The organism is Nostoc sp. FACHB-190 (genome assembly GCF_014696905.1).
Lineage (GTDB): Bacteria > Cyanobacteriota > Cyanobacteriia > Cyanobacteriales > Nostocaceae > Nostoc_B.
This window is the reverse complement of the sequence record NZ_JACJQW010000012.1, coordinates 1-26,096: the sequence shown is the minus strand read 5'-3', so window position 1 is coordinate 26,096 and position 26,096 is coordinate 1. Positions and strand designations below refer to the sequence as shown.

General features: G+C 40.3%; 26 protein-coding genes and 1 pseudogene. 18 read left to right on the top strand and 9 right to left on the bottom strand.

Annotation, left to right across the window (positions count from 1 at the left end; genetic code table 11):
* The first annotated feature begins 9 nt into the window (after positions 1–9).
* Positions 10–618 (top strand): glutamate acetyltransferase, encoded by a 609-nt coding sequence (locus H6G28_RS15210; protein ID WP_242054589.1) that lies wholly within the window; start codon positions 10–12, stop codon positions 616–618.
* A gap of 182 nt (positions 619–800) precedes the next feature.
* On the opposite strand, the gene H6G28_RS15205 is transcribed toward H6G28_RS15210, so the two are convergent.
* From H6G28_RS15205 to H6G28_RS15180, 6 genes are all read right to left on the bottom strand, one after another.
* Positions 801–1,661, bottom strand: a complete 861-nt coding sequence (locus tag H6G28_RS15205) for a Cof-type HAD-IIB family hydrolase (protein ID WP_190592608.1) — start codon at positions 1,659–1,661, stop codon at positions 801–803.
* Between the two features lie 314 nt (positions 1,662–1,975).
* Positions 1,976–2,431 carry a PPC domain-containing protein gene (locus tag H6G28_RS15200; protein WP_190592661.1) on the bottom strand — a complete coding sequence of 152 codons (456 nt, stop codon included), beginning with the start codon at positions 2,429–2,431 and terminating at the stop codon, positions 1,976–1,978.
* Positions 2,432–2,504: 73 nt separating this feature from the next.
* Positions 2,505–3,188 (bottom strand): ComF family protein, encoded by a 684-nt coding sequence (locus tag H6G28_RS15195; RefSeq protein ID WP_190671795.1) that lies wholly within the window; start codon positions 3,186–3,188, stop codon positions 2,505–2,507.
* 5 nt (positions 3,189–3,193) lie between these two features.
* The gene (locus H6G28_RS15190) at positions 3,194–3,676 is read right to left on the bottom strand and encodes a GNAT family N-acetyltransferase (RefSeq protein ID WP_190592610.1); all 483 of its coding nucleotides are present in this window, start codon (positions 3,674–3,676) and stop codon (positions 3,194–3,196) included.
* Between the two features lie 178 nt (positions 3,677–3,854).
* Entirely contained in the window at positions 3,855–6,551 is a 2,697-nt protein-coding gene (locus H6G28_RS15185; protein WP_190671792.1) for an EAL domain-containing protein, read from the bottom strand.
* Between the two features lie 323 nt (positions 6,552–6,874).
* Positions 6,875–7,582: a CAP domain-containing protein gene (locus tag H6G28_RS15180; protein WP_190671789.1), complete on the bottom strand. Its 708-nt coding sequence runs from the start codon at positions 7,580–7,582 to the stop codon at positions 6,875–6,877.
* A gap of 364 nt (positions 7,583–7,946) precedes the next feature.
* Between H6G28_RS15180 and H6G28_RS15175 the strand changes: the two genes are divergently transcribed.
* The 5 genes from H6G28_RS15175 to H6G28_RS15155 all read left to right on the top strand — a co-directional run bounded on the left by H6G28_RS15175 (position 7,947) and on the right by H6G28_RS15155 (position 10,162).
* On the top strand, positions 7,947–8,627 hold the full coding sequence (locus H6G28_RS15175) for a HEAT repeat domain-containing protein (protein WP_190592613.1): 681 nt from the start codon (positions 7,947–7,949) through the stop codon (positions 8,625–8,627).
* Between the two features lie 71 nt (positions 8,628–8,698).
* Entirely contained in the window at positions 8,699–9,262 is a 564-nt protein-coding gene (locus H6G28_RS15170; protein ID WP_190592614.1) for a phycobiliprotein lyase, read from the top strand.
* Between the two features lie 53 nt (positions 9,263–9,315).
* Positions 9,316–9,504 carry a hypothetical protein gene (locus tag H6G28_RS15165; protein ID WP_190592615.1) on the top strand — a complete coding sequence of 63 codons (189 nt, stop codon included), beginning with the start codon at positions 9,316–9,318 and terminating at the stop codon, positions 9,502–9,504.
* A 149-nt stretch (positions 9,505–9,653) separates the two neighbouring features.
* On the top strand, positions 9,654–9,878 hold the full coding sequence (locus H6G28_RS15160; protein ID WP_190592616.1) for a hypothetical protein: 225 nt from the start codon (positions 9,654–9,656) through the stop codon (positions 9,876–9,878).
* Positions 9,879–10,003: 125 nt separating this feature from the next.
* Entirely contained in the window at positions 10,004–10,162 is a 159-nt protein-coding gene (locus H6G28_RS15155) for a type II toxin-antitoxin system RelE/ParE family toxin (RefSeq protein WP_242054588.1), read from the top strand.
* Between the two features lie 129 nt (positions 10,163–10,291).
* Here H6G28_RS15155 and H6G28_RS15150 read toward each other — a convergent pair whose 3' ends face one another.
* Complete coding sequence (locus tag H6G28_RS15150; RefSeq protein ID WP_190671787.1) at positions 10,292–11,770, bottom strand: site-2 protease family protein; 1,479 nt, start codon at positions 11,768–11,770, stop codon at positions 10,292–10,294.
* Between the two features lie 256 nt (positions 11,771–12,026).
* Between H6G28_RS15150 and H6G28_RS15145 the strand changes: the two genes are divergently transcribed.
* Positions 12,027–12,713 carry an MBL fold metallo-hydrolase gene (locus H6G28_RS15145; protein ID WP_190592619.1) on the top strand — a complete coding sequence of 229 codons (687 nt, stop codon included), beginning with the start codon at positions 12,027–12,029 and terminating at the stop codon, positions 12,711–12,713.
* 160 nt (positions 12,714–12,873) lie between these two features.
* Here the strand turns inward: H6G28_RS15145 and ctpA are convergent, their stop codons facing one another.
* Positions 12,874–14,121, bottom strand: coding sequence for a carboxyl-terminal processing protease CtpA (ctpA, locus tag H6G28_RS15140; protein WP_190592620.1), 1,248 nt, complete (start codon positions 14,119–14,121; stop codon positions 12,874–12,876).
* A gap of 366 nt (positions 14,122–14,487) precedes the next feature.
* On the opposite strand from ctpA, the gene petB reads away from it, so the two are divergent.
* From petB to H6G28_RS15115, 5 genes are all read left to right on the top strand, one after another.
* Positions 14,488–15,135, top strand: a complete 648-nt coding sequence (petB, locus tag H6G28_RS15135) for a cytochrome b6 (protein WP_062297765.1) — start codon at positions 14,488–14,490, stop codon at positions 15,133–15,135.
* 227 nt (positions 15,136–15,362) lie between these two features.
* A complete protein-coding gene (gene petD, locus H6G28_RS15130; protein WP_190592621.1) occupies positions 15,363–15,845 on the top strand; it encodes a cytochrome b6-f complex subunit IV in 483 nt (160 codons plus the stop codon).
* Between the two features lie 375 nt (positions 15,846–16,220).
* Positions 16,221–16,655 carry an ATP-binding protein gene (locus H6G28_RS15125; protein WP_190592622.1) on the top strand — a complete coding sequence of 145 codons (435 nt, stop codon included), beginning with the start codon at positions 16,221–16,223 and terminating at the stop codon, positions 16,653–16,655.
* A 179-nt stretch (positions 16,656–16,834) separates the two neighbouring features.
* Positions 16,835–18,001 carry a glycosyltransferase family 4 protein gene (locus H6G28_RS15120; protein ID WP_190671784.1) on the top strand — a complete coding sequence of 389 codons (1,167 nt, stop codon included), beginning with the start codon at positions 16,835–16,837 and terminating at the stop codon, positions 17,999–18,001.
* A 78-nt stretch (positions 18,002–18,079) separates the two neighbouring features.
* Positions 18,080–18,451, top strand: a complete 372-nt coding sequence (locus tag H6G28_RS15115; protein WP_190671782.1) for a hypothetical protein — start codon at positions 18,080–18,082, stop codon at positions 18,449–18,451.
* 241 nt (positions 18,452–18,692) lie between these two features.
* Here the strand turns inward: H6G28_RS15115 and H6G28_RS15110 are convergent, their stop codons facing one another.
* Positions 18,693–19,439 (bottom strand): DsbA family protein, encoded by a 747-nt coding sequence (locus tag H6G28_RS15110; RefSeq protein WP_190592625.1) that lies wholly within the window; start codon positions 19,437–19,439, stop codon positions 18,693–18,695.
* Positions 19,440–19,963: 524 nt separating this feature from the next.
* On the opposite strand from H6G28_RS15110, the gene trpS reads away from it, so the two are divergent.
* The 6 genes and pseudogenes from trpS to H6G28_RS15080 all read left to right on the top strand — a co-directional run.
* Positions 19,964–20,971, top strand: coding sequence for a tryptophan--tRNA ligase (gene trpS, locus H6G28_RS15105; RefSeq protein WP_190671779.1), 1,008 nt, complete (start codon positions 19,964–19,966; stop codon positions 20,969–20,971).
* Between the two features lie 172 nt (positions 20,972–21,143).
* A complete protein-coding gene (locus H6G28_RS15100; RefSeq protein ID WP_190671776.1) occupies positions 21,144–22,073 on the top strand; it encodes a methylenetetrahydrofolate reductase in 930 nt (309 codons plus the stop codon).
* Positions 22,074–22,289: 216 nt separating this feature from the next.
* Positions 22,290–23,429 (top strand): DUF262 domain-containing protein, encoded by a 1,140-nt coding sequence (locus H6G28_RS15095; RefSeq protein WP_190671774.1) that lies wholly within the window; start codon positions 22,290–22,292, stop codon positions 23,427–23,429.
* The gene (locus tag H6G28_RS15090) at positions 23,426–24,535 is read left to right on the top strand and encodes an AAA family ATPase (RefSeq protein ID WP_190671772.1); all 1,110 of its coding nucleotides are present in this window, start codon (positions 23,426–23,428) and stop codon (positions 24,533–24,535) included. The genes H6G28_RS15095 and H6G28_RS15090 overlap by 4 nt, the downstream gene beginning before the upstream one ends.
* A 3-nt stretch (positions 24,536–24,538) precedes the next feature.
* The gene (locus tag H6G28_RS15085; RefSeq protein WP_190671770.1) at positions 24,539–25,489 is read left to right on the top strand and encodes a hypothetical protein; all 951 of its coding nucleotides are present in this window, start codon (positions 24,539–24,541) and stop codon (positions 25,487–25,489) included.
* 276 nt (positions 25,490–25,765) lie between these two features.
* Positions 25,766–26,096 (top strand): annotated as a pseudogene (locus H6G28_RS15080) (helix-turn-helix domain-containing protein); the annotation flags it as partial.

Below are 26,096 nucleotides of genomic sequence, written 5' to 3'. Positions count from 1 at the left end.
GACGTTTTTATGGTTACAATTGTTCCACCTGGTTGGATTTATTTTGAATTGAAACCAACATATTTGGCAAGTTGGCTACAAAACTGGGTTATGGGGTGTAGAGAACAACTCGGAAAGATGGGAACAGAAAACACAACTCCCAAATTTAACAATTATAACCCGTCCCATATATTTGCAATTCAACACGCTTATGCAAGATGTTGCTCATTAATCTTGCTGGGTCATCGTGAGAAATTAATTAAACTGCGGGAACCTCTACCAGATACAAGTACAACATTGTGGCAACCAGTATCTCAACAACCAATACCTTGGTTGAATCATGACAACCTACTTTGGCTGCATCACTCCACAGAGAGGGATTTACTGGCTCAGTTAGTGGAGGTGGTGGACGAATTGGTATGTTCTGAGATTGGTGATGCAATTCATTGGCAAAAAACCGCTTGGAAGTTGAGCCAGGCTTGGGAAAAATTTTGGTGTCAGTGTCGCATTTGGGGCGATGTAAAAATTAATTCACCAGAATTGGCTCAATCTCGCTTGGGTTTGGTTATAGTGACCCAACATTTGCTGAGATATTTACTAGTAGAAAAACTAGGAGTTTCTGCTGTGTGGGAGTTATGAACATCAGTATTGTTTCTGAGGAAAATATAACGGTTTTTATCATAGCTATTGACTCATAAAAGTAGTTCGACTATACTTGCAGTTGTGTGAGGAGCGAACCAGCAAGAGCGCCGAGACGAAACACGGCCAGTCGTCGGCGCTCTTTCTGATTTCATAATGTAAAAAAGTTTAAACAGTTTGTTTTAAGAAAGTAAAAATTTTTGGATAGCGATCGCAACTCCATCTTTTTCGACACTGGGGGCTATCCATTGAGCAATCGCTTGTACTTCTGTGGGTGCATCACCCATCGCTACACCAATACCAGCGTATTCCAACATTTCTACATCATTAAAGTTATCACCAATAGCCATCACGTTATTCCTTTCTAAACCGAGAAGTTCTTCAGCGAAATAACGTACAGCCGCACCTTTATTAACAGCAGGATTTGTGGCTTCAAAAAAAGTAGCAACAGAAGTTGTGAGATAAAGTTCTGCGGGCGTATATTGGCGACGCAAATTCCCTAATAATTGGCTAATTGCTTCTGTGTCATCACACAAAGCTAAAATTTTTGTCGGTTCATATTCAATTAAAATGTTGCGTAAATCACCTACAGCAATGGGGGTAATTCCTGAACGTTGTGCGTAAATTTTAGTTTCTCTAGTTAACTCCCGGACATACAGTTGATCATTAATGTAAAAGTGAATAGAGAGAAGCGATCGCCACTGGGGTTCTTCAAAATAGTCTAGTAGTTGGTATGCAATTTCTCTGGCTACAGGTAAGTGATAGTGGATTTTTTGGTTAGTTGGGTCTTGAATCCAGGCTCCCTGATAAGCCGCTAATGGCAAGTTAGAGCGAATTTCTTGATGAAAGCGTAACGCAGAACGATACATTCTTCCAGTAGCAATTGCAACATGAATGCCTTTGGCTTGGGCTGCTGAGATCGCTTGCTTGACTGGTTTGCTTAAAGAATTAGATTTGCCAGCGATCGTACCATCGATATCTAAAACTAGTAACTTAATGTCTTGTTTAGGTAGAGCTTGATTTTCAGACGATGCCATATACATAAATTTTTAACCTGTGAACTTCCAGTATGAGGTTAACAGGCATTGGCATAATCTGATTCAGGCAAAATAATTAAGCTACAACACATCTAAATTCCTAGAAAACACAATAACTTATCCAGGACTTACGCAACTGGCACAGAGCGATCGCCAGCCCACTTTATCATTTAAATACCCTTGTTGAGAATAAACGTAAAACTAAGAGTTTCAGATGATTCTCTGCTCAAGGTAACAAAAGCGGGATAACTACTCAGCACTTTCAACTCAGCAACGCCAGTTGCTACAACTTTGGGAACCAAAGCAACGCACTCAGCAATTTACTTAATCGGTTGCAGTTTTGTCACCTTCAGTTTAAAGTTACCCACTCCAGTTTCCCCAAAAGACCGAACGCGGATAATATATATTCCTGTTTCGTTGATGCGGGTAAATAATAGGGAGTTACTTGTACCATCGGGGCCGTCATCATTTTCTGCCACCGTTGAACCATCTGGGGCTAACAGCGTAATAATGCAGTCAAAGTTTTCGGAAGATAAATCAACTGCCAGGTTATCACCTTTATTCAATTTAACTGTATAGTCACGGGCAAACCCACCCTGTCCTGTGGGTATATCTTTTTCCGAGAGTGTATCGGAAAGTTCTGTCAAATTAGTTAACGGAATTGGACTGTACAACTTGCTTTGGGCGAATGCTGCTGTTGTACTGATACTAATTGTCAGAAAAATAGTAGGAACAGTGATGAATCTTTTGAAACCTGCTGCAAAAGCTTTACTCATAATTTCAGGCTGTGTTGCCATACACAAGGTATTCGCTTAATTATAGATTTGTCAGATATGACTCGCAGAGGAATTAGTTATGTTGGTCTTTGATGGCGATCGCAACTGCGGCTAACCCCAACACTGTAATTCCCGACTGGCGAAGTGTTTGTACGGCAGATTTGGTGGTTGCACCAGTAGTGTAAATGTCATCGATTAACAATACTGGCATACTGGGGCATTGACGGCGAAATTCTTTACCGACAGCAAAAGCTTCAGCTAAGTTTTTTTCCCGTTCAGAAGCTGATAAACCAAACTGCGCTTGAGTTTCTCGCACCCTTTCTAAAACATTTAGATTTAATTTTAACTTAGTTGTCTGACAGAAGCTTTCGGCAATTAAGGCAGCTTGATTATAACCACGTTGCTTTTGCTTGTCTGGGTGCATCGGTATGGGTACAACTACTGGTTGGGTATGAGGCTGAGGAGAGTTTAATAACCATGCTTCACCCAAGTATGTACCCAAGATACGGGCAATATTCGGTTGGTTTTCATATTTCATCACGGCGATCGCTCTTTTGAGGCTACCACCATACACACCCCACCCAAATATCGGTATTTCACCTTGCCATGATGCACTAGGATGTTTTTGACCGCAGTTGTGTAATTGTCTGGCACAGTATAGACACAAAGTCTCCGATGTACTTCGCTGACACAAAGGACAATGGGACTGTAAAAACAGGTTCAGGAAACCTTGGAAATGATTCTGCCAACTGGGCATAGAAATTAGTCTAGATATTTCACATACACGCGATCGCATCGTGCAGTTTCCACACCCGTCGCTGGTTGATAACCATTACTTTCGTATAACTTCACGGCTTCTACTAATATGCTGGCTGTTTCAATCCAAATTTGCTGGAAACCACGATTAGCGATCGCTGCTTCTAGTTGTTGTAACAAATATTTCCCCAAGCCAATACCCCGGACACTTGGTAAAAGATACATTTTGCGAATTTCCACAGCTTTTTCCCCGCGATTTATGGGGTAATATGCCCCAGTACCGACTATTTGGCTTTGGTGTTCCACTACCCAAAACTCACCGCCAGTAGCTAAGTAATATTCCTCAACTTGTAATACATCTTGGTCAGCACCGTTGGGTTCCCAACCCAACCCGTATTCTGATAATACATAACTGATGACTGCGGCCGCCCTGGAGCGATCGCCCTTTTCCCAGTTACGAATTAAGAAATCTCGATAATGTTCTCTCATTCCGATATGTGGGTTAGGTTGAAACAGAAAAATTTTCTGGATATATACCCAATTTACCCACTAGATAGCGATTCTGGCCAAAATCATCTCAGGGTTTATGCTTAATTTATCAGGACTGATGTACAAAGATGATTGTTGAGTCCAGGTGTCAGGGTGGAATTTTCAGGCTTTTCCAAGCCTACACCATTCTCTCAACCTCAGATTTTACGTGCTTATACCCTGTGCCATTTTTCTCCTCTAGTTCAGAAAAATGTCTGTTTTGCAGAACTTCTGTTGCTTTTTCTGATGGCATTGGTTTATAGAAAAAATAACCTTGGACATCCTCACAATTAATAGATTTTAAGAAATCTAGTTCTTCTTGCTTTTCTACACCTTCAGCCGTGAGTCTTAAACCTAAATTACGTCCTAAAGTGACAATTGCTTTCACAATATGAGCTACTCGCACATCTGTGGTTAACTCTTGAATAAAGGAGCGATCAATTTTCAGGTTGTGTAGTGGTAGAAGTTGTAGCCGTGAAAGCGAAGAGTGTCCGGTACCAAAGTCATCAATGGAAAGGTGAACCCCCATTTGTTCTAACTTTTGTAAAACATTTCTGGTAAATTCTAAATCAGCGATCGCTGTTGATTCGGTAATTTCCAACTCTAGAAAATGTGGCTCTAATCCTGTCTCCGCTAGAATGTTCGCTACATCCTCTACTAGGGTAGCTTGGCGAAACTGTTTAGGTGATAGATTGACAGCCACTGTTAAAGGCGGCAATCCTGCTGCTTGCCAAGCTTTATTTTGGATACAAGCTGTGCGTAATACCCATGCACCAATCGGAATAATTAATCCACTTTCCTCAGCTAACGGAATAAATATATTCGGCGCTACTAGTCCCATATCTGGGTTTTGCCAGCGCACCAAAGCTTCCATCCCAGTAATTTTGCCAGTCACAATATTAACACGGGGCTGATAATACACCGTCAATTCGTTTCTTTCTACGGCATAGCGCAAGCTTTTTTCTAAGTTAAGCAGTTCTGGAGTTTTGCCACTGAGGGTAGTGGTATAAAACTGATAATTATTTCTGCCTTCATCTTTGGCATAATACAGCGCCGTATCTGCATGTTGAATTAAGGTTTCAACATCATGACTGTGGTCATCAAAAACAGAAATACCAATACTCGCACTGATGTACAGTTCATGGCCATCAAGACAGAAAATCTTTTCTAAGGATTGCAGGATTCTTTGGGCTACTTGAGCTACTTCATCAAGATATTTAATATGGGGCAACAAAATTGTAAATTCGTCTCCTCCCCAACGAGCAACAGTATCTCCTTCTCTGAGAGATTCTTTGAGCCTTTGTGCCACCATTTGTAGTAGTCTGTCACCAATGGTATGCCCTAACGTATCATTAATCACTTTGAAGCGATCTAAATCCAGAAACATCACAGCTAAACTTTCACGGTTGCGTGTGGCGTTGGGTATAGCTTTAGCCAAGATTTCATTAAACAAGAACCGATTGGGTAAGCCCGTCAGCATATCGTGCAGTGCTTGGTAGCGGATTTTTTCTTCTACTTTTTGACGCTGCCAAGCACCGCTAATACTAGCCGCCATTGTCAATAGTGTTGATTCTTCATGCCTTGACCAAGTACGCTCAGAAGTACAGTCGGCTAAACCAATACAACCCCAAAACTCATCTTCTAGCCTTAAGGGAACTAAAAGCAAAGATTGAATTCCATCTTTTGCTAATAGCTTTTGTTCTGCTACCGGAAATTCCCTGATATTGCCACTAATCGATTTTCCGCACGAGAGTGTGCCATACCAACGCGCTAATTCTGAAGATTGATAAAGTTGATTTTGCCAGTGAAAACGAGATGCGGTTAAATTTGTTCTTGTCCAGAAAAATTGCAAGCTCAGGGCCATTTCGCCTGTATCTGAATGGCGATGGTTTTTAAATAAATAAGCGCGATCAGCCTTAGCTGCTTCTCCTAGTACAGCCAAAGCTTTGTCTATGCCAGTTTCGTAATTCATTTCCACTAGCAAATAGTTAGCAGCTTCGGCTACTGCTTGCAATAGGCGATCGCGTTGCCGCAATTCTGCTTCTGCTTGCTTCTGCTCTGTAATATCCCTAACTATAAAAGTTCTAATTAAGTCACTTTCTGGTAAGTAGTGAATAACTTGTTCAAACACTTCCTGATCAACCGTGATCTCACGGGAAAAGGAATTGATCTGGTGATCTTCCAAGGCATGGAGTAAACCTGTCAGTACAGGATGCTTGTTACCAATTTCTCGAATCTTGGGAAATTTTGCCGATGCAGCTGGATTGAGATAGGTAATTGTTCCCCCCAAATCCATCTCAATAATTGGGTTAGGAATGAGTTCTGGGAACGATGCTAGGCGTGCTAGGGCAGTTTCACTGGCCGCTTCAAAATTAGGGTCAACCGCTAAGGTGGGAAAAGGATTGGCCGCATGAGCCTGCTCTAAGAGAAAATCTGAGATGTTTTCAATATCAACACTTTCGGAAAAAGCTTTTTCCGAAATATGCGAAACTGCATAGTATTTAGCTTGGACTTGATTATTCCCAAACGCAATCACATCACCATGCTGAAGATTATGGGAAACGCATTTCATTCCATTGACGTATAACCCGTTAGTACTAGACTTACCTTTAAAGTTGCCATCAATAATCCGAAACCCATATTGGTCAGTTTCGGGAAGAGTCACACGCAGTAAAATGGCATGTTGTCTAGATACGGAACGAGATCGCAACACAATCGCATTTCTGGAATCTCGACCAATGGAATAAGTAGTTTCTTGTAGTGGGATGGTTCTTTGTCCTTGTAAGTCTTGGACAACCAAAAGGTGACGTATTTTTTCCCACTCATTTCCTGGCATTGCTCTTCCTCAAAATCTCGTATCCTGGATTGAATGTTGAAAAATCCTACTTGTTTCAGTCACTTGCTTTTTGTTGAATACTTGCTCCAGTATCTAGGATAAAACAAACGTATACTATTTTACATAGCAAAAATACTTATTTTATGGAGTCAGGCAAATCTACCTTGCTTCAAGGTTTTAGTAGTCAGATATTTAAATTTAATTTATAGCAGTAATATACCTAGTAAAATCACTTAAATTTCAGGGATTTTTTGATTAAACCATTGTTCTCCTCGCCACAACGCATTGATTCATCTTGACATAGTTAACAGAGATTTGCCAGTCTAATTTTCTTTCTCTTGATAATCTCCAGCGTAGTTAATTACACAGATAGTTTGATATTTTTTATGAGTTCCATAAGCGACACCACTAACTTTAAATGCAGGGTTAAAGATATTAGTACGATGACCGCGTGATGGAACTCCATCATCGATAATTAATTGCATAACAATATCTTGGGCTGTATTCGGGCCATAGCTGATATTTTCTGCCGCAGTCTTCTGCCATTTACCATAGCGATTTAGGCGATCAAAAGGACTACTCCCATCACCACCATAATGACCTGTAGTCCCTTTATTACCTTGGTCTTTAACATGAGCTTTTGCAGCTAAAGACATTCCTTTAGATATACTTAATGCTCCGACAGGGCGTGCTGATTTAAGAAAGGCGATCGCTTCATCCACAGCTTTATTTCCTTCTTGGGTAATTAAGTAAGAATTGGATGATAATCTCACACGTTTACCTTGAAACCTCTGGCGATAGCTTTCCAAAATTGGGATATATGATTTAGGATTTTGTCTAACTTTATTTGTCTCACTAATTACTTGTTGTTCTACAAGTGAAAGATCATCTGACTTAGCTACTAAATATAAATTTAAACTGGCTGCTTCATCTAAAATTAAATCTGATTTTGCTAAAGATATACTATGTTTAAAAATTTGAGTGTAACAAACAGTAATTAAAATGCTGATGATTAAGGATGGTAACTTCATGTGTTTGATCATGGCTACATAAGTTCTATATATAAAGTAATTTTTATTACCTGTCACCCTCGAAGATATGTAATGAATTAAGTATAATAAATCATTTACCTTACGGAGATACTCGTCGTCAAGCCAAACTACCTGGATTTCTCACAAGAGAGAAATCCAGGGGAGTGGGAAGTGTGGGAGGGGTGGGAGAATAGTGAAGAAATCTTTCCCCCCACACTCCCCACACTCTCTACCCATACGTAAGAAATTCGGGACTAGAAGTAGCTAGTCGAGGACTGATACCAGAACAAAAAAATTAATAACAGCAGTCTACTGGGCAAATCAGTTAAAGTAAAGATAAGTAAAGAAAGTGCTTGAATCATAAATGGCCGCTCTACCCTTACAGGAAATTTCTGCTCAGTTAGAAAGTTCAAACTTACGCGATCGCATGGTTGCACTTGCCAGTCTGCGCGATGTCCCTGCTGAAGATGCAGTCCCTTTAATTAAAAAAGTCTTAGATGACGATTCTCTGCAACTGCGTTCTATGGCTATCTTTGCCTTGGGAGTCAAGCAAACTGACGAATGCTACGCTATTTTGGTCAGAATTTTGCAAACTGACCCTGATTATGGCATTCGTGCCGATGCTGCTGGTGCATTGGGCTATTTAGGTGATACCAGAGCATTTGAAGCATTAGCTAGGGCATTTTATGAAGATACTGATTGGCTAGTCCGCTTTAGTGCAGCTGTCGCTTTAGGCAATCTGAAAGATCCACGCGCCCGTCAAATTCTCTTGCAGGCTTTGGATAGTAATGAAGCGGTTTTAAAAGAAGCAGCGATTTCTGCACTCGGTGAAATTGGCGACTTAGAAGCAGTTGATAGTATTCTCAAATTTGCTCAGTCAGATGATTGGTTCGTTAGACAAAGACTGGCAGAAGCTTTGGGGAATCTGCCAACTCCCAAGAGTATCTCCGCTTTAAAATATTTAGAGAAAGATAGTCATCCTAACGTTGCCGAAGCAGCAAGAATCGGCCTCAAGCGAATTGAAGAAAAAGGCAAGCAAACATAAAATTTCCTTCTCCTGCTACCTTTTAATAATAAGAGGGACTTTTAGTATTTCGATGCAGGGTAATTTAATTCATGAATATTGAAGAGTTTTTTGAATTAAGTGCTGGTAAATGGTTTTCACACCGCACTAGCCATCACTTAGCATTTAAACAGTCTGAAGATGGTAAATCCGATATTGTAATTGAGATGTTGGCAGCAGATCATCCCGAAGTGATCAAACTGTGTCAACAGTACGAAGTGAACCCCAGTGAAGCTACCTGTGGTGCAAGAGTCACCTGGAACGGCACTATGGAATGGGATGAAGAAAAACACACAGGTTCAACGGTGCTAGTTACTGTCCCCGATGCTGATAATCCCAATGAAGGTAGATTACTGCGCGAAATGGGTTATGCCGAAAAAGCGCCTGTCGCCGGTCGTTACAAAATGGGTAGTGATGACGCATTAACTTTAACCACAGAATACGAAACTATGTGGTCGGAAGAACGTCTGTGGTTTGCCAGTCCCAATTTAAGAATGCGCGTTAGTATTCTCAAACGCTTTGGTGGCTTTAGTATGGCTTCCTTTACTTCAGAAATTCGGATGGGTGGTGCTTCAGCTGCGACAAAAGCAGCAGAAGTTAGTAATTCAGCTTCCTAAAAAAGTAGAGACGTGCGATGTTGCACGTCTCTCTTTTTCTGACTGGAATCTCTATGAATGTCATATTTTTGATGAAAACCGAATTTTTAAGCCATAATTTTTACTTTTCGATCGCTACCAAGTCCTTGACTGGATGCCAATGCACCGACATTCCGTTATTTGTGCATTGGATAATCTCTTCACAGTTGCCCGTGCCAACATTCCAGATTCTCACAGATTACAAACCAGGACGTGGACAATAAAGCCATAGGACAGCCAGTAAAAATTACAAGTGCGTAGACACGGAGTGGCTTGTCTTCAGACATCGCTCATAGCTGGGGATAGTTGTGAGCGATCGCAGGCAGAAGCAACTATGATTAAATTAGCCTGAATAACCTAATTTGAGTCAACAATGACAGATATCTCCAAAACTTCTCGACTGCAAAATGCGATCGATGTTGCAGAATCCTTATCGCTAGAAGAACAGCAATCATTACTAGAAATTTTAGCAAAACGCTTGCATAGAAAACAACGCCAGCAGCTTTTGGAAGAAGTCCAAGAAATTCGCCAAGAGGTTGCAGAAGGCGGAATTAAATACGGTTCTGTGAAAGACTTTTTAGCGGAGTTGGATGCTTGAGAGAAATCGCTTGGAGTCCAAAATCTCTACGTGCTTTTAAGCGTATGGTACGTCAAAATCCTCAATTACGCACCTTGATTGAAGAAACTCTATAACAACTTGCCACAGATCCTTTCCATCCTACGTTGAAAACTCATAAGCTTTCAGGCGAGTTTGCTGGAATTTGGGCTTGCTCCATTGACTACAGCTATCGCATTCTTTTTGAATTTGTGGCTAACCAAGAAGAAGGCAAAGAAGACGCAATTCTCCTACTAAATGTGGGTGATCATGATGATGTCTATTAGTGCGATCGCTAATCTTGTAGAAGGCCTTAGCGGTGAGAGTACGGCATCGCCGAATTTATTAATTAGCGATCGCTCCTAGCAGGGTGGGCTACTATCAATTTAGTCAGTAGGTATCGTTTGGAAGGATGTTTAAATTTGGAGTAAGTTAGCGATCGCCTGTGGTAGTGGCAAAATAATGATAATTAATAAAGCCATCGCCATTAATCCCAAAATATCGCGTCCATTATCCAATTCGCTAACATCATTTAATGCTGGTTCATCAACTAGCGGCATAAATAATAAAATTATTGCCCAAACAAAAAATTCTGACTGTACCAAAGACAGTAATAGCAGTAACAACCGCGCTATTTGACCAATCATCATAGCGGTGCGTTGTCCAAACATTGCATGAACAATGTGTCCGCCATCGAGTTGTCCGACGGGCATTAAATTTAAGGCTGTGACAATTAATCCTAAAAAACCAGCTACAGCTAAAGGATGTAAATCAATAGCAGATTTAGCTGTGAGTTGACTGCCTAAAGCTACCTTAGAAAGCAAAGCTAATAAAATAGAATATTTCGGATTCAAGGCATCAGGATTGAGAATACCCATTTTGTCATTCATTGGGACGATTTCAGAATGAGCTAAACCCCAGATTAAAATCGGTAATGTGGCGATAAATCCGGCAATTGGCCCGGCAATGCTGATATCAAATAAAGCTTTCCGGTTAGGAATTGGACTACGCATTTGAATGAACGCACCGAAAGTCCCTAAAAAGAAAGGCATGGGGATAAAATATGGCAGAGTGGAGCGAATTTTGTAGAATTTAGCTGTTAAGTAATGACCCAGTTCGTGAGTGCCTAAAATTGTGATTAATCCCAAGGAATATGGCAATCCTTCTAACAAAATTTGGGGATTAGATTGTAATGTTGTGAGTTCAACCCCAGAAATTCTAGCTCCCACAAAGGTGGTCGTGAAAAGAGTTGTAATTAATAGTAAAAGAGCTAATCCTGGTCTGGTTAATTTTTCGGTTTTGTTTTGATTAACTGCTGAAGCGGCTTGTGAGTTAGGCACTAAGACAAAAAATGGCTTACCATTTATGCCTTCTTGAAATATGAGCAAAAAGCGATCGCCAAATTGTGATTCGACGTTGGCTTTAATTCGCTGGTAAGCTTGCTGCGGTGTAGTTCGTAACTGTCCGCGACAGATAATTGCTTGGGGTCGATACTCAAGATTTTGAATATAGTATACAGACCAAGGAAAACAATTTCGTAGCTGGCTTTCTTCGGTAGGTTCAATGGGACGCACTGGTACTGGTTCTGCGGTAGGATGGATAACCGATTCTGGTTTGGGAGTTTGAGGTTCAGTTTGCTTATCTGTTGACGCTGTTCGCCCCCGTTGAAATAACAGCCAGTATAACAAGAGACAAACAATAGAAGAACCGATAATCAGTGATGGTGGCGGAGGTTGTTTAATGCCATATCTGGCTGTCCATCCAGTCAATAGTAATGCTGGTGTCATTAAAACTAGCCATAACAACCAAACAGGCGTACGTGTAATGCCAAGCGCACTGCGTTGCACCATCAAATAAGTAGCTAGTCCTAGGAGGAGGAGAAACCAAAAATTCATGTTTTCTTTAATAATTTGGAAAAATATCCCACCAGTAGTGTCAGCACCACAAAGCAGAATCTCAAACCCCAATTTTTAACAATAGTTAACTATTAAGGCAGAATTTTTTAGTACCAATTTGTTCCATCATGACCACAGATGAACTGCACAAAAGCTAATAAAACAACGGTTTGACAATCTCAAGCCGAAAATTAGATCAGTAGTTCAACTCTGTGATTAAATTTGTAGCACTCCTCATTTTTGTATAGTTTTTCTCATGGGTTCCTTACCTCAACCGCCCGGTCATCATGCTAAAGCACCACGGCCTGTACTTGACAGCATTTTTGCTTTTGTGCCAAATCGGGACACATTGGGAGGAACCTCCTATTTCATTGTAAGAAATGAAGGGAATATCCTCATCGATTGCCCAGCGTTAGAACAAATAAATCTGGATTTTTTGCGATCGCATGGGGGTGTACGCTGGTTAGTGATTACCCACCGTGGTGCCATTGGCAAAACCCCAGAACTCCAGCAAGCTTTGGGTTGTGAGGTGATCATTCAAGAACAAGAAGCCTATTTATTACCTAATTTAACCGTTACGACCTTTACCCAAGAAATTATTCTTACTTCCACAACCCAAATTATTTGGACACCAGGGCATTCTCCTGGTTCCGCTTGTCTTTATGACAGCAAATTCGGCGGCGTTTTATTTTCTGGTCGGCATTTATTACCCAATCAACAGGGTGAACCAGTACCATTACGTACCGCTAAAACCTTTCACTGGCCTAGACAAATTAAAAATGTTCAATCTTTACTAGAACGCTTTACCCCAGACACCCTTGAGTATCTTTGTCCTGGTGCGAATACAGGTTTTCTGAGAGGTAAGCGTGTGATAGACCAAGCATATCAGCGTTTAGCTGCCTTGGATTTCTCCGATTTGTTGCAGGTACAACTGATTTTATAGAGGGAATAGGGAGTAGGGAGTGGGGAGTAGGAAGGGGAAAGTTTTTGATCAAAGGCTGAGTCAAGACTTTCATGTTAACTTTTTCTCTCTTATCTACCTTGTCTCCCTTGTCTCCCTTCTCCCATTTCCAGGCAGATTGTAAAAAACCTACATTCTTCCCCTACTCCCGACTCCCCACAACTAAAGGATTCTGTGCCAATATTTCGACGGCGGCTTGATATTGGGAATCTGCTTCTGTGGCGAGTTGATCGCGGGTAATAGGTTGTTGGGTAACTATTTTATCTGGCTTAATTCCGAGTTTATTAATATCTCGATGTTGGGGCGTTTCATATTTAGCAATTGTGACTGCTAAACCAGAACCATCTGACAGTTCAAATAAAGATTGAATTAAGCCTTTACCAAATGTAGTTTCGCCTACTAATTGGGCGCGGCCATTATCTTGCAATGCGCCAGCGAGAATTTCACTAGCACTAGCAGTTCCTTGATTGACCAGAATTACTAAGGGGTCTTTTGTGAGTGCTGGACCAAAAGCTTCAAAACTGCCTTGAATACCTTGACGATTCACCGTGTAGACAATGGTGCCAGAATCTAACCACAGCCGCGCAATTTCCACGCCAGCCTGTAAAAGCCCCCCTGGATTATTGCGTAAATCTAAAATATAGGCATCAGCGCCTTTTTTCTCTAGACTATTAATAGCGTGTGCCAACTCTGTAGAGGCGTTGGCGTTAAATTGAGTCAGGCGAAGATAGCCAATGGATGTGCCTTGAGAAGAAGTACGCAATTGGGCAACAACTGGGTTAAGTTCAATGCGATCGCGCACTATACTAACTTCTCGCTCTACTTCGCCATCACGCTCAATTAACAGCGTTACTAAACTGCCAATGGGGCCGCGCATCCTGGCTGCTGCTTCATCCAAAGTTAAATTCTCTGTGGAAAATCCTTCAATTTTGAGAATGCGATCGCGCGGTCTAATGCCGGCTTTCTCGGCTGGTGAACCTTCAATCGGCGAAACCACCTCTAATTGACCTGTTTGGGGATTGAGGGCGATTTGCAACCCAACTCCAGTTAATTCTCCAGAAGTATTGACCTGCAAACTACGGTACTGTTCTGGATCTAAAAAACGGGTAAAAGGATCATCTAGACTCTTGAGCATGGACTGAATGGACGTGTAAGCAGCTTCTTTGTTAGTCAAAGGCTTCTCTAGCACCTTTTGTCTCACACTTGCCCAGTTTTGATGATTAAATGTGTCGTCTAAATAAGTCCGATTGACAATGCGCCAAACTTCTGAAACTAGCTTTTGTTCACTGGTCAATGCTGTGGCCGTTGGGATAAACCCGCCAAGCGCCAAACAAAATCCCAAAAATAGTGACAAAACCACCCGAAAAACGTACTTTTGCATGAACCCCATTCTCAATTCCACCTGAACCCAAATTGTATCGAACTGCCCAGTTCTCTCGTTGTTGATGAAATCTATCTCTCGACTATGTTACTTTTTTTATAGAAGTAGTGCATTGCTCTCATCAAATTGTTAAGGCAATCTATGAGTACACAAGGCACTCTACAAACGATAAAATCTTCTTTGGAACTGGCATTTGAAGTGTTTGGTTGCAAAGAGAACGCCATATATTTCATATTTACAGAGTGTTAAGTTGCTGAAAACGCTCATCACTCTGAAAGCAAAAAAACCAAACAAACAACCTTTTTGTGAAAATCCCAAAATTGCCAATTGGGAGATTTATCAACCGCAACCGATTTTTTAGGAACTTGAGATTGTATGGCCAACGTTTACGACTGGTTTGAGGAACGCTTGGAAATTCAGGCGCTTGCTGAAGACGTAACAAGCAAGTACGTCCCTCCCCACGTCAACATCTTTTACTGTCTGGGTGGAATTACTCTAGTCTGTTTTCTCATCCAGTTTGCTACTGGATTCGCAATGACGTTCTACTACAGACCAACAGTTACAGAAGCTTATGCTTCTGTACAGTACATCATGAACGAAGTAAACTTCGGTTGGCTGATTCGCTCCATCCACCGTTGGTCTGCCAGCATGATGGTGTTAATGATGATTCTGCACGTTTTCCGGGTTTACTTGACTGGTGGTTTTAAAAAGCCCCGCGAATTGACCTGGGTAAGTGGTGTCATCATGGCTGTGATCACCGTTTCCTTTGGAGTAACCGGCTACTCTCTGCCTTGGGATCAGGTAGGATACTGGGCTGTGAAAATCGTGAGTGGTGTACCAGAAGCGATTCCTGTTGTTGGGACATTGATTTCTGATTTGTTGCGCGGTGGTTCTAGTGTTGGTCAAGGAACATTAACTCGTTACTACAGCGCCCACACCTTTGTTCTACCTTGGCTAATTGCAGTCTTCATGCTGTTCCACTTCTTGATGATTCGCAAACAAGGCATTTCCGGGCCTTTGTAATTTCATTGTTGGTTCAGCCAAAATGTGAACAGGCATTAGCTATTTCCAGACAAATTTGTTTGTTTTAAACTGATGAACAATTAGATATGGCACATCAGTAAAAAATCACAGACAGTTTGACTAAGAAATAATGGCTATTCCCCCGTCTGACAAGACTGGGGTAGCCTCAAAGCAAATGGCTAACATCAATGCTTTAACTGAAATTCAGCAGGAGAACGCATTTAAAAATGGCAACACAGAAAAAACCCGATCTGAGCGATCCTATCTTAAGAGCCAAGCTGGCTAAGGGAATGGGTCACAACTATTATGGTGAACCCGCTTGGCCCAATGACCTACTTTATATATTCCCAGTTGTAATTATGGGATCTTTCGCTTGTATTGTGGCTCTAGCTGTACTAGATCCAGCAATGACAGGTGAACCAGCAGATCCTTTCGCTACACCACTGGAAATTCTACCAGAGTGGTACTTGTACCCTGTATTCCAAATTTTGCGATCGCTTCCTAACAAATTGTTGGGAGTTCTCGCAATGGCTTCCGTACCCCTGGGACTAATTCTGATTCCCTTTATTGAGAGTGTCAATAAGTTCCAAAACCCCTTCCGTCGCCCAGTTGCAACTACAGTATTTCTGTTTGGCACTTTGGTAACTTTGTGGTTGGGTATTGGCGCAGCTTTACCTTTAGACAAATCCTTGACCTTGGGACTTTTCTAAATTAGATTAGTTACCGAAAATTGCTTTGACGCTTGTGTAAGTTTGATTAGCATGTAAAAGGGTGTGGGTGGTGGCTAAAACCACTCATACCCTCTAAAATATGCTAGTGAAACAACTAACAAGCGTCAATTTTAGTAATTTAGTACAAAAAGGCAAAAGGAAGAATATTGATACCACAAGCTTTTTAGCAATTTATTATGGTCTGTTTATTTACTCCAACTGTACTAGGCAGTACCTGAGATTTTTTGGGTATATAGCAAAGCAGATTTTAGGACATTTAACTTTGTCCCATAACATCACAAGCTATACCAAAATTAAAAATCTCCCCAAGTCAACCAGTCAAAACATTTTTATTGAATACTCAAGTCAAGGTCAATGCTGAGAATGGTGGAGCGCGACCATCTGACTGTCAGGAGCGAACTTCCGCTCTTAAATAAGGTTCAACAATGGTTTGAGCAGTTTTGTCTCAAATATTTATGTCAACGTGGTTGGACAGAACACCAACTCTATTGTCTGAATTTAGCTTTAGCAGAGGGCTTTACCAATGCAGTTCGCCATGCTCATGAGACTTTACCACCGGAAACAACCATAGATATTGAAGTGAGTCTATGGGTTGACCGAATGGAGATTAGAATTTGGGATCATGGCCAGCCTTTTAATCCAGATGAAATCGCCGAGCCGGAACCTGGTAATCCCCAGGAAGGAGGTTATGGCTGGTTTTTGTTGAGGCGTTTGACGGATCGGGTGGTTTATGAACGTAGCACGGATGAGCGAAATTGTCTGTTAATTATCGAGTACAGTCACCAATAAATTCCAATGGTGAAAAATCAGGTGATTTAAGGGTAAATACAAAAAATCAGTGTATAAAAAATACACTCAGTCTGGTAAAGTCAGCATACGATTTTAGTGACATTTTTGGTAAAATTTGGCAGCAGTATAGAAATAATTCAAGCTGCACTAAAGTAGAACTTGTATTAATAAAAACTTAAATGCTGACTGATTTAACCCAAAGAAAACTACAAGGTATTAACAAAGTTCACCCAACTCCGCACCAATCTTTCGTTTTTATCGAAGTTTTTGGTTGTGAAGGGGGGATTCAGTCTTATGTCAAAGATATCTTTCAGGCTTATACAGAGTTGAATGCAGGTTACAAGACAGATGTTTTCGTCCTGCGAGATAGTCCAGACTGTGTTAATCCTTTTGTGTCTGAGAGTGTAAAATTCCATTATTTTAAAAATAAGTCGCCGCAAATTGGCAGAATGGCGATGGCTGGCGCTTTATTAAAGTTTCTTTTACAAAAACGTCCAGAACGTGTATTTTGTGGTCATATTAAACTTGCCGTCTTAATTCAAACTCTTTGTCAGCCGTTAGGTATTCCCTACACAGTCCTCACCTACGGAAAAGAAGTCTGGGAACCCTTAAATACTCTAGAACGCCGCGCACTCGCCGCAGCCAGTGAAATTTGGACAATCAGCCGTTACAGCCGCGATCGCGCTTGTGCGGCGAATAGAATTAACCCCGACAAAGTGAAAATGCTGCCTTGTGCAATTGATGGTGATAAATTTACCCCAGGGGAAAAACTACCAGAATTAGTCGAGAAGTATGGTTTAACAGATGCTAAAGTCTTGATGACAGTAGCACGCCTGTGGTCGGGTGATATTTACAAAGGCGTAGATGTCACAATTCGGGCTTTACCTCAAATCGCCCAGGCTTTCCCAGAAGTGAAATATTTGGTGATTGGGCGTGGTGATGATCAACCGCGATTAGCCCAGTTAGCCAAAGATTTGGGAGTAAGCGATCGCGTTGTGTTTGCTGGTTTTGTCCCTACAGAAGATTTAATCGCTCATTATCGCCTAGCAGATGCTTATATCATGCCTTCTCAAGAAGGTTTTGGTATTGTTTATCTAGAAGCAATGGCTTGTGGTATCCCAGTGTTATCCGGCGATGCAGATGGTTCGGCTGATCCTTTACAAGATGGGAAACTAGGCTGGCGAGTCCCACACCGTAATGCTGATGCTGTCGCCGCCGCTTGTATTGAAATTTTACAAAAGAATGATCAACGCTGTGATGGCAAATGGTTGCGCGAACAAGCGATCGCCCATTTCGGGACAGTAGCCTTTAAACAGCAGCTTGCAGCGTTAGTAAAAACATCTTAACCAATGACCAATAACAAATGACCCTTGACAATCTCTAAACTCGCTATCCTAGAAAGAGAGCAAGACTGTAATTAAAAAATGAGCTTTAACAATTCACAATTGAATATGCTAAATCTCCGCCCTTTGCTCACTTTCTTAGCAGTTATCTGGTTGCTAGGTTCATTGGGACTGGGTTGGTTAGTAAAATCTTTATTTATCCTGTTTGCACTGCTGTCACTAGCGCCTGTAGTGGCTTTCGTTGGGTTTCGCTGGTGGCTACAACGCAACTTAGTGACTGACAAGTGTCCTGTCTGCGCCTACGAATTCACTGGTTTGAACAATAGCCAATTACAATGTCCTAACTGTGGCGAACAGCTATCAGTCCAGAAAGGTCACTTCCAACGCTTTGCACCAGAAGGCACAATTGATGTGACTGCGGTAGAAGTACAAGCCCAATCATTGGAAGATTAATGAAGAAGTCTTCAAGTGTAGGGAGACAAGGTAGACAAGGTAGACAAGGTAGACAAGGTAGACAAGGGAGATAAGTTAGATAAGGTAGATAAGAGAGAGATAGGATTGCTATAACTTCGTGTCCTACTTGTCCTTTGTGGTTCTTTGATACAAAAAATTAAGGGTGTAAGGGTTTTGGATACATATACCCCTACACCCTTACACCCAGTGTTTACAATCTTTGTGTGTAAATTCCGTCTATTTAACTCGCACTACCCAATCTCGCTTCAATGTCGGCTGCTTGGACTGCACCAGTGTATTTATCAGTGTTGATAACTAGGAATGGTGTACCAGAGATACCTAAATCATTCGCTTGTTTGAGGTCTTTGTCAATGGCTGTTTTTGCCAACTTGCGATCGCTCTCAAACTTCACCAAATTGAGGTTTAGTTTTTTAGCAATATCAACGTATAAGGTTTCACCTAGTTGCTTTTGATTTTCAAACAAAGCATCATGGTATTCCCAGAACTTACCTTGTTGTTTAGCAGCCCAAGCCGCTTGCGCTGCGGGGAATGCTTCTGGGTGGACTCCAGTTAGAGGAAAATTCTTGTAAACCAATGTCAACTCGTCTTTATGCTTGTCTACTACTGATTTCAGAGTTTTATGTACTTCCGCACAGTAGGGACATTGAAAATCAGAAAACTCAACTAGCACTGTTTTGGACTTAGCCGCACCAGTGGTTGGTGATTCGCCAATGATATTTGCTGGGTTAGATTTTAAATCATCTAAAAAAGCTTGTTGGACTTTCTGTAATTTTTCTTGTTTAGCCAGTTGATACTCTTGCAGAGAGTTAAGAACGAATTGTGGATTGTTACGGATAATTTCTAAAACTTGCTTTTCGAGTTTAGAGTCAATGTCGGTAGCTGCTTGTGCAGGTAGTGTCCAGCCTAAGACCAAACACAGCAGGCAGACGATAACCCAGGTACGTAGATACTGAAATAATTGTCGCATATCAAAATACTGAAAGTGGTCTAGCACTATTTAAGTATTACCTACTGTCTGTAAAGTTAAAAAGCAGGGGATTGTAAATATTTCTTGTTGAGCTAAAGCAGAATTAAAGAGGGTTACAGCCTTGTGTTCTTTCTGAAATATTGATCTGAATTTGAAGTTTTTACTTAATTAAAAATTAAGGATTACTGATAACTCACCATATATCTTGGTGCGTTACGGCTAATTCTCATACTTTAAATCTAGGACTTACGCATAAAAACGAAAAATCAAGGGTTTTGGCGAGGGTATAGGGGTTCAGGGGTATACTGATTCAAAATCCTTACACCCCAAACCCTTTCAGCCTTTCACCCAATCTCTACAGATAATCTTTGCGCGTAAGTCCTGGCCGTAATACACCCTACTTTTTTTGGAGAGAAATTGCCACCTTGCCATCTTTGACGCATAAAAAGTCTATAATGCCGTGTGACACGGCATCATAAGGATGGATACGTGCATGAACATTTAGCAAGAACTAGAGTGAATCTATGGGTAAGCAGCGTGTGCTGTCAGGAGTTCAACCAACTGGTAATCTGCACTTAGGTAACTACTTAGGCGCGATTCGCAACTGGGTAGAAATCCAAGACCAGTATGAAAATTTCTTTTGTGTAGTGGATTTACACGCGATTACTGTACCGCATAATCCAGCGTCTTTGGCGGCAGATACTTACACCATCGCCGCACTTTACCTGGCCTGTGGGATTGATTTAAACCACTCCAGTATCTTTGTCCAGTCCCATGTTTCTGCACACAGTGAACTTGCTTGGCTGCTTAACTGCATCACTCCCCTAAACTGGCTACAAGACATGATTCAGTTTAAGGAAAAGGCTGTTAAACAAGGTGAAAACGTTAGTACAGGTTTGTTAATCTACCCAGTGCTGATGGCGGCTGATATTTTGCTTTATCAAGCGGATAAAGTGCCGGTGGGTGAAGACCAAAAACAACACATAGAACTGACAAGGGATATTGTCAATCGATTAAATCATCAATTTGCCAAGGATCAACCAGTTTTGAAGTTACCAGATCCTTTGATTCGGAAAGATGGCGCAAGGGTGATGAGCTTGACCGATGGGACACGCAAAATGTCCAAGTCTGATCCGTCAGAGTTGAGCCGGATTAATCTGTTAGATCCACCAGACCAGATTGCGAATAAAATCAAACGGTGCAAAACTGATCCTGTCCGGGGTTTAACTTTTGATGTTCCAGAACGGCCGGAGTGTAATAACTTATTAACTTTGTATATGTTGCTGTCTGGCAAGACCAAAGAAGCAGTAGCAGCAGAATGCCAAGATATGGGTTGGGGACAATTCAAGCCACTATTGACAGAAACAACAATTAATGCCTTACACCCCATCCAAGAAAAATATCAGCAAATTATGGATGACAAGGGTTATTTGGAGTCTGTGTTGCGTGATGGACGGGAAAAAGCACAAGCGATCGCTAATCAAACTTTAGCAGATGTGAAAGCAGCGTTAGGCTACTCTATGCCTGTGTAGTTCATCATGGCTTATAGGGAAGCTTGTACTTAAGTTTATACTTACGTACTTCCTAACTAGCAAGTGCTGGGGAAGAATGATCATTGTTTTTCTTCCCCACTTCCCGATTCTGCCCCTTGTTCTTTAAGGTGTAATTTGTTATACGCTTAAAAAGAACATAAAGAATAACGTTATGGAAGATAACCATAGCTGTGCTGCTTTAAATTATTTCCGTAAAGCCGCGCAAGCAGGGGAATTTTTAGTTACCGCCGAGGTAGCACCCCCAAAAGGAGGAAATCCTACTCATACAATTGAAATGGCGGCGACTCTTAAGGGGAGAGTTCATGCTGTCAATATTACTGATGGTAGCCGCGCTGTGTTGCGAATGTCGTCATTAGTAGCTTCAGCGATTTTACTACAAAACGGCATTGAACCAATTTGTCAGATGGCTTGCCGCGATCGCAACCGTATCGCCTTACAAGCCGACTTGATGGGCGCTCATGCTTTAGGTATTCGGAATATCTTAGCTTTAACAGGCGACCCGGTAAAAGCAGGTGATCATCCTGATGCAAAGGGTGTCTTTGATTTAGAGTCAGTGCGACTACTGCAATTAATTCAAAAAATGAATCAAGGTGTTGATTGCAACGATAAACCCTTGACTGATGGCGCGACAGATTTATTTGTCGGTGCAGCCGTAGACCCGCAGTGTGCAAGTTGGTCTGGTTTGCAAAGTCGCTTTGAACGTAAAATTTCAGCCGGAGCGCAGTTTTTTCAAAGTCAATTAATCACTGATTTTGAAAGACTAGAAAAGTTCATGGATAAGATAGCGTCTGTGCATAACAAACCTATTTTGGCAGGAATTTTTCTGTTGAAATCGGCGAAAAATGCTCAATTTATTAATAGGTGCGTTCCGGGTGTAAATATACCTGAACATATTATTGATAGATTAGCCAAAGCCAAAGACCCCCTAGAAGAAGGTGTCAAAATTGCTGCCGAACAGGTTCTAATAGCAAAGCAATTATGTCATGGTGTCCACATGATGGCAGTAAAGCGGGAAGATTTGATTCCCAAGATTTTGGATTTGGCGGGAATTGCACCAGTTAATTTGGTTGTAGCGAAGTAGTCTAAGTCAGGTGTCGGATTTTTTTCCAGCAGTTGGGATTAACCAGCTGCTTTCTTATTGACTAAGCTTGGATATTAAGATTAGTTTAGATTTATTCCAAACGCCAACGTCAAAAGAGAGTACGATCAAGAAAAGTCATCTAAGTATAATACTATTTTATCATGAGGTAGCATCTCCAAGGATTAGATAAAAGTGAAACAATAAGGAATAAGTATTATGTCGAATCAAAATAACATCAATTTCAACTCTCTATACGAAGACCATGAAGTAGAACAGGATGAAATTGAACTACTAGAAGAAGATTTAATCTATGAACCCTTCGATCCTAATCTTATTCGTGTTGATACTAGACCATTGACTATTGACTTAGTGTTGAAAAGAATTAAATTTAATGAAATTGATTTATCACCTAAGTTTCAGCGTCAAGATGATATTTGGACTCCTACTGCCGAAAGTAGGCTTATTGAATCTATTCTGATTCGTATACCGCTTCCAGCATTTTATATGGATGCTACAAATGATAATAAATGGTTAATCATAGATGGAAAACAAAGATTAAGTACGCTTAAAAAATTTGCTATAGATAAAACACTGACGCTACAAAATTTAGAATTTCTTACACATCTTAAGGGTAAAAAATATGATGAATTACCTCGTAATTATCAGCGTCGTATAGAAGAAACATACATTACAGTTTATCTAATTGATAAAGGAACACCACCTGATTTTACATATAATATTTTTAGGCGAATAAACACACTAGGAGTTCCTCTTTCACCTCAAGAACTACGTCATGCGTTGAATCCAGGACAAGCAACAGAATTCTTAGATAAACTTGCTAAATCTGAAGAATTTAAAACAGTTACTAACATCACAAAAGCTCGACAAAAACGTATGGATGATCATGAATTTGTCTTAGGTTTTATAGCTTTTTATTTAATGCCTTATGAAACTTATCTAACTAAACATGGTAGAGACTATTTTCTAAATGAGGCTATGATAAGAATTAACAAAATGACTCAGGATAAACTTTATGAAATAGAAGACAAATTTAAATTTGCTATTATGACAGCTTATTCTGTGTTTGATAAATATTCTTTTAGGAAAATTTTTAATGATAATCAGAAAATGCAACCTATTAATAAAGCCTTGTTTGAGGTTTGGTCTGTTACTTTTAGTAAATTAAATAAGCAAGAAGCTGAATTACTAAAACAACGAAAAGATAAAGTTATCAATGAGTTCATCAAATATATCGAACAAGATGAGGAATTTGTAAAGTCAATATCCCAAGCTGCTGATAAAGTTAATTATAGATTTCAGACAATCGAAAAAATTGTTAGAGATGCACTATTATGATTGGTTTATTGCAACTGCTAAATTTCAAACCTTTTGAGCAACAGTCAATTAAGTTAAAAAACCTAACTTTGCTTTCTGGACTTAACAGTACTGGCAAATCTTCTGTTATTCAGTCGCTTTTGCTGCTCCGTCAATCTTATCAGCAAGATTTATTACCTAATATTGGGTTAGCTCTAAATGGTGATTTAGTTTGCATAGGTACAGCTAAAGATGCTTTGTTTGAGGCAGCAAAAGAAGACTCAATTGGTTTTGAAGTATTTTGGAGAAATGGAGCAAAAGGCACATGGCTTTTTGACTATAACCAAGAAGCAGATGTTCTCGGCCTTGCGTCACCAGCAACATCCCCTGATATATATAAATCGAGTCTTTTCAGTGATAAGTTTCATTACTTGCAAGCAGAACGTATCGGCCCTAGAACATACTCTGATATCTCTGATTTCCAAGTAAGGCAGCATCAACAACTGGGAACTCAAGGACAATATACTGTCTATTTTCTCTCTGTTTATAGAGACAAAAATATTCCCAATTCCAAACTTAGTCATCCCAACGCTATCTCCTTAAGTCTGAAAAATCAAGTAGAAGCATGGATGGGAGAAGTCAGCCCAGGAACGCGACTGGAAATAAAATCTAATCAAGATATGGACTTGGTAAGTGTTCAGTACTCCTACGGACTAAGTAAACCTCACCGTGCGACTAATGTTGGTTTTGGTATTTCTTATATTTTGCCAATCATTGTAGCAGTACTAGCATCAGAGCCTGATACACTTATTCTAGTTGAAAACCCGGAGGCTCATCTTCATCCCAGAGGGCAAGCTAAAATGGGTGAATTGTTAGCACTTGCAGCTAGTTGTGGTGTTCAAGTAGTGATAGAAACTCACAGTGACCATGTTTTAAACGGAATTCGTCTTGCTGTTCATGATGGCAAGCTTAAACCAGAAGATGTGCAATTAAACTATTTTCAACGGCAGGAACAACACGGTAAGTTCTTTACAGAAGTAATATCACCACACATTAACCGAAGTGGAAGAATAGACAAATGGCCAGATGGTTTCTTTGATGAATGGGATAAGAGTTTGGAAGTCTTATTAGAGCCAGTGGAAGAGTAGAATATGGAGATAGAAATCGTTTTTAATGAACTCTGTTTACTTACTCCTTCTATTGATATTAATACAGCCAGACAGTTAATGTCTGATTTCATAAATACAATAATTGCTATCAAACCGCCAAGTGGAATTAAAAAGAAACTCCGTACACAAAGCAATTTTAATGATTTACAACTTGCACAAGATTATCTAATCGCTCAATGGCGTAATGATCCAGATGTAGATATAGAAGCTCGAAGATTGATTAGAAGTTTACAAAATAGAAATGATCCTCCTTTACCAGATATTGCCGATCCAGAAATTGAGGTGATGTATAAAGGACAGCAAACAATTGGAATCTGTTACGCTTACGTTTCAAATTCTCTAGCAATAAGTTTGCAGTCAGAATTACATTGGAAAGCGAGTAATTTGGAGATTCAGGTAACAAAGATAAATGAAGAAGAGCAATTAGTTACTAATAACGACAATGTTTTACACGCTAGTTGTACTAGTCACGTACAGGAACACTATAATTGGATTCAGGATATTCAAGAGCGCATCTGTCAACAAGTCGCCGATGGTGAAGATATCTGGAAAAGAAAAGAAGAGTTATTTCCAAACTTAGAATTTTGTGAAGTTGTTGGTAGGCAGCTAAAAAATATTCGTACTAGACAGTTAGAACTTCAGCCTGTCTTTAAAATCTTGTATGAACTCCAACAATGTACAGAAAACTGGAAAACTGGCTCATTCAATGTTAAAGGTTATGCTCTTGAAGAGTCGGGAGAAAGTGAAGCAACTCTTAATCAATATAAAAATGAAAGAATGTTTCTTTGCCCCGATGGTGAAAAGCGTTTATTTGAGAAGCATATTAAATTAAGGTTTTGTAACTGGCGAATTCACTTCTTTCCAAAAGAACCAGGAAGAGTCATTATTGGCTATGTTGGTCGTCATCTTCCCACGGTGAAATATAAAACTTAGTAAACGCAGATGGACGCAGATAAATTTGTATCTCAGCAGACTAGTACAACAAGGCAAAAGTAAAAAGTGAGCCATTGCGGTGGACGGGTTTCCCGGCATAAAGCAAATGGCGACCCGAAGGGCAAAAGGAAAAAGAAAGAATAGTGATATCACAAGCCTTTTAGCAATTCTATATAGTCTGTTTATTTCCGCCGCGTTGTACTAGGAAAGGCTATAAGCTGTTAAGCATTTAAATTGTGTATAATAGAAAGCTGAATTAAGTAAAAAAAAGGAATAATGCCAGCAAAAAATCATTTAACTTCTCAGCAAATAGAGAAACTACAAAAAGCCTTAAAACTGGAAGAAAATGGAGAAATAAGAGAAAGAATACTAATTCTCTTGTTGCTTAATGACGGAAAAACACAAGCTAACATAGCAGAATTTTTGGGTTGTTCTTTAAATAAAGTATCATATTGGTGTGTACATGGAGATGAGCGAGAATCTAGAAAGCCTAAAAGATGAAAGGATGAAGGGAAACCATAAAAAAGCCACAGATAAGTATATAGAAATATTACTAGAAACTATAGATAAAGAACCAGAAGAATTAGGATACGAGTTTGGCAGATGG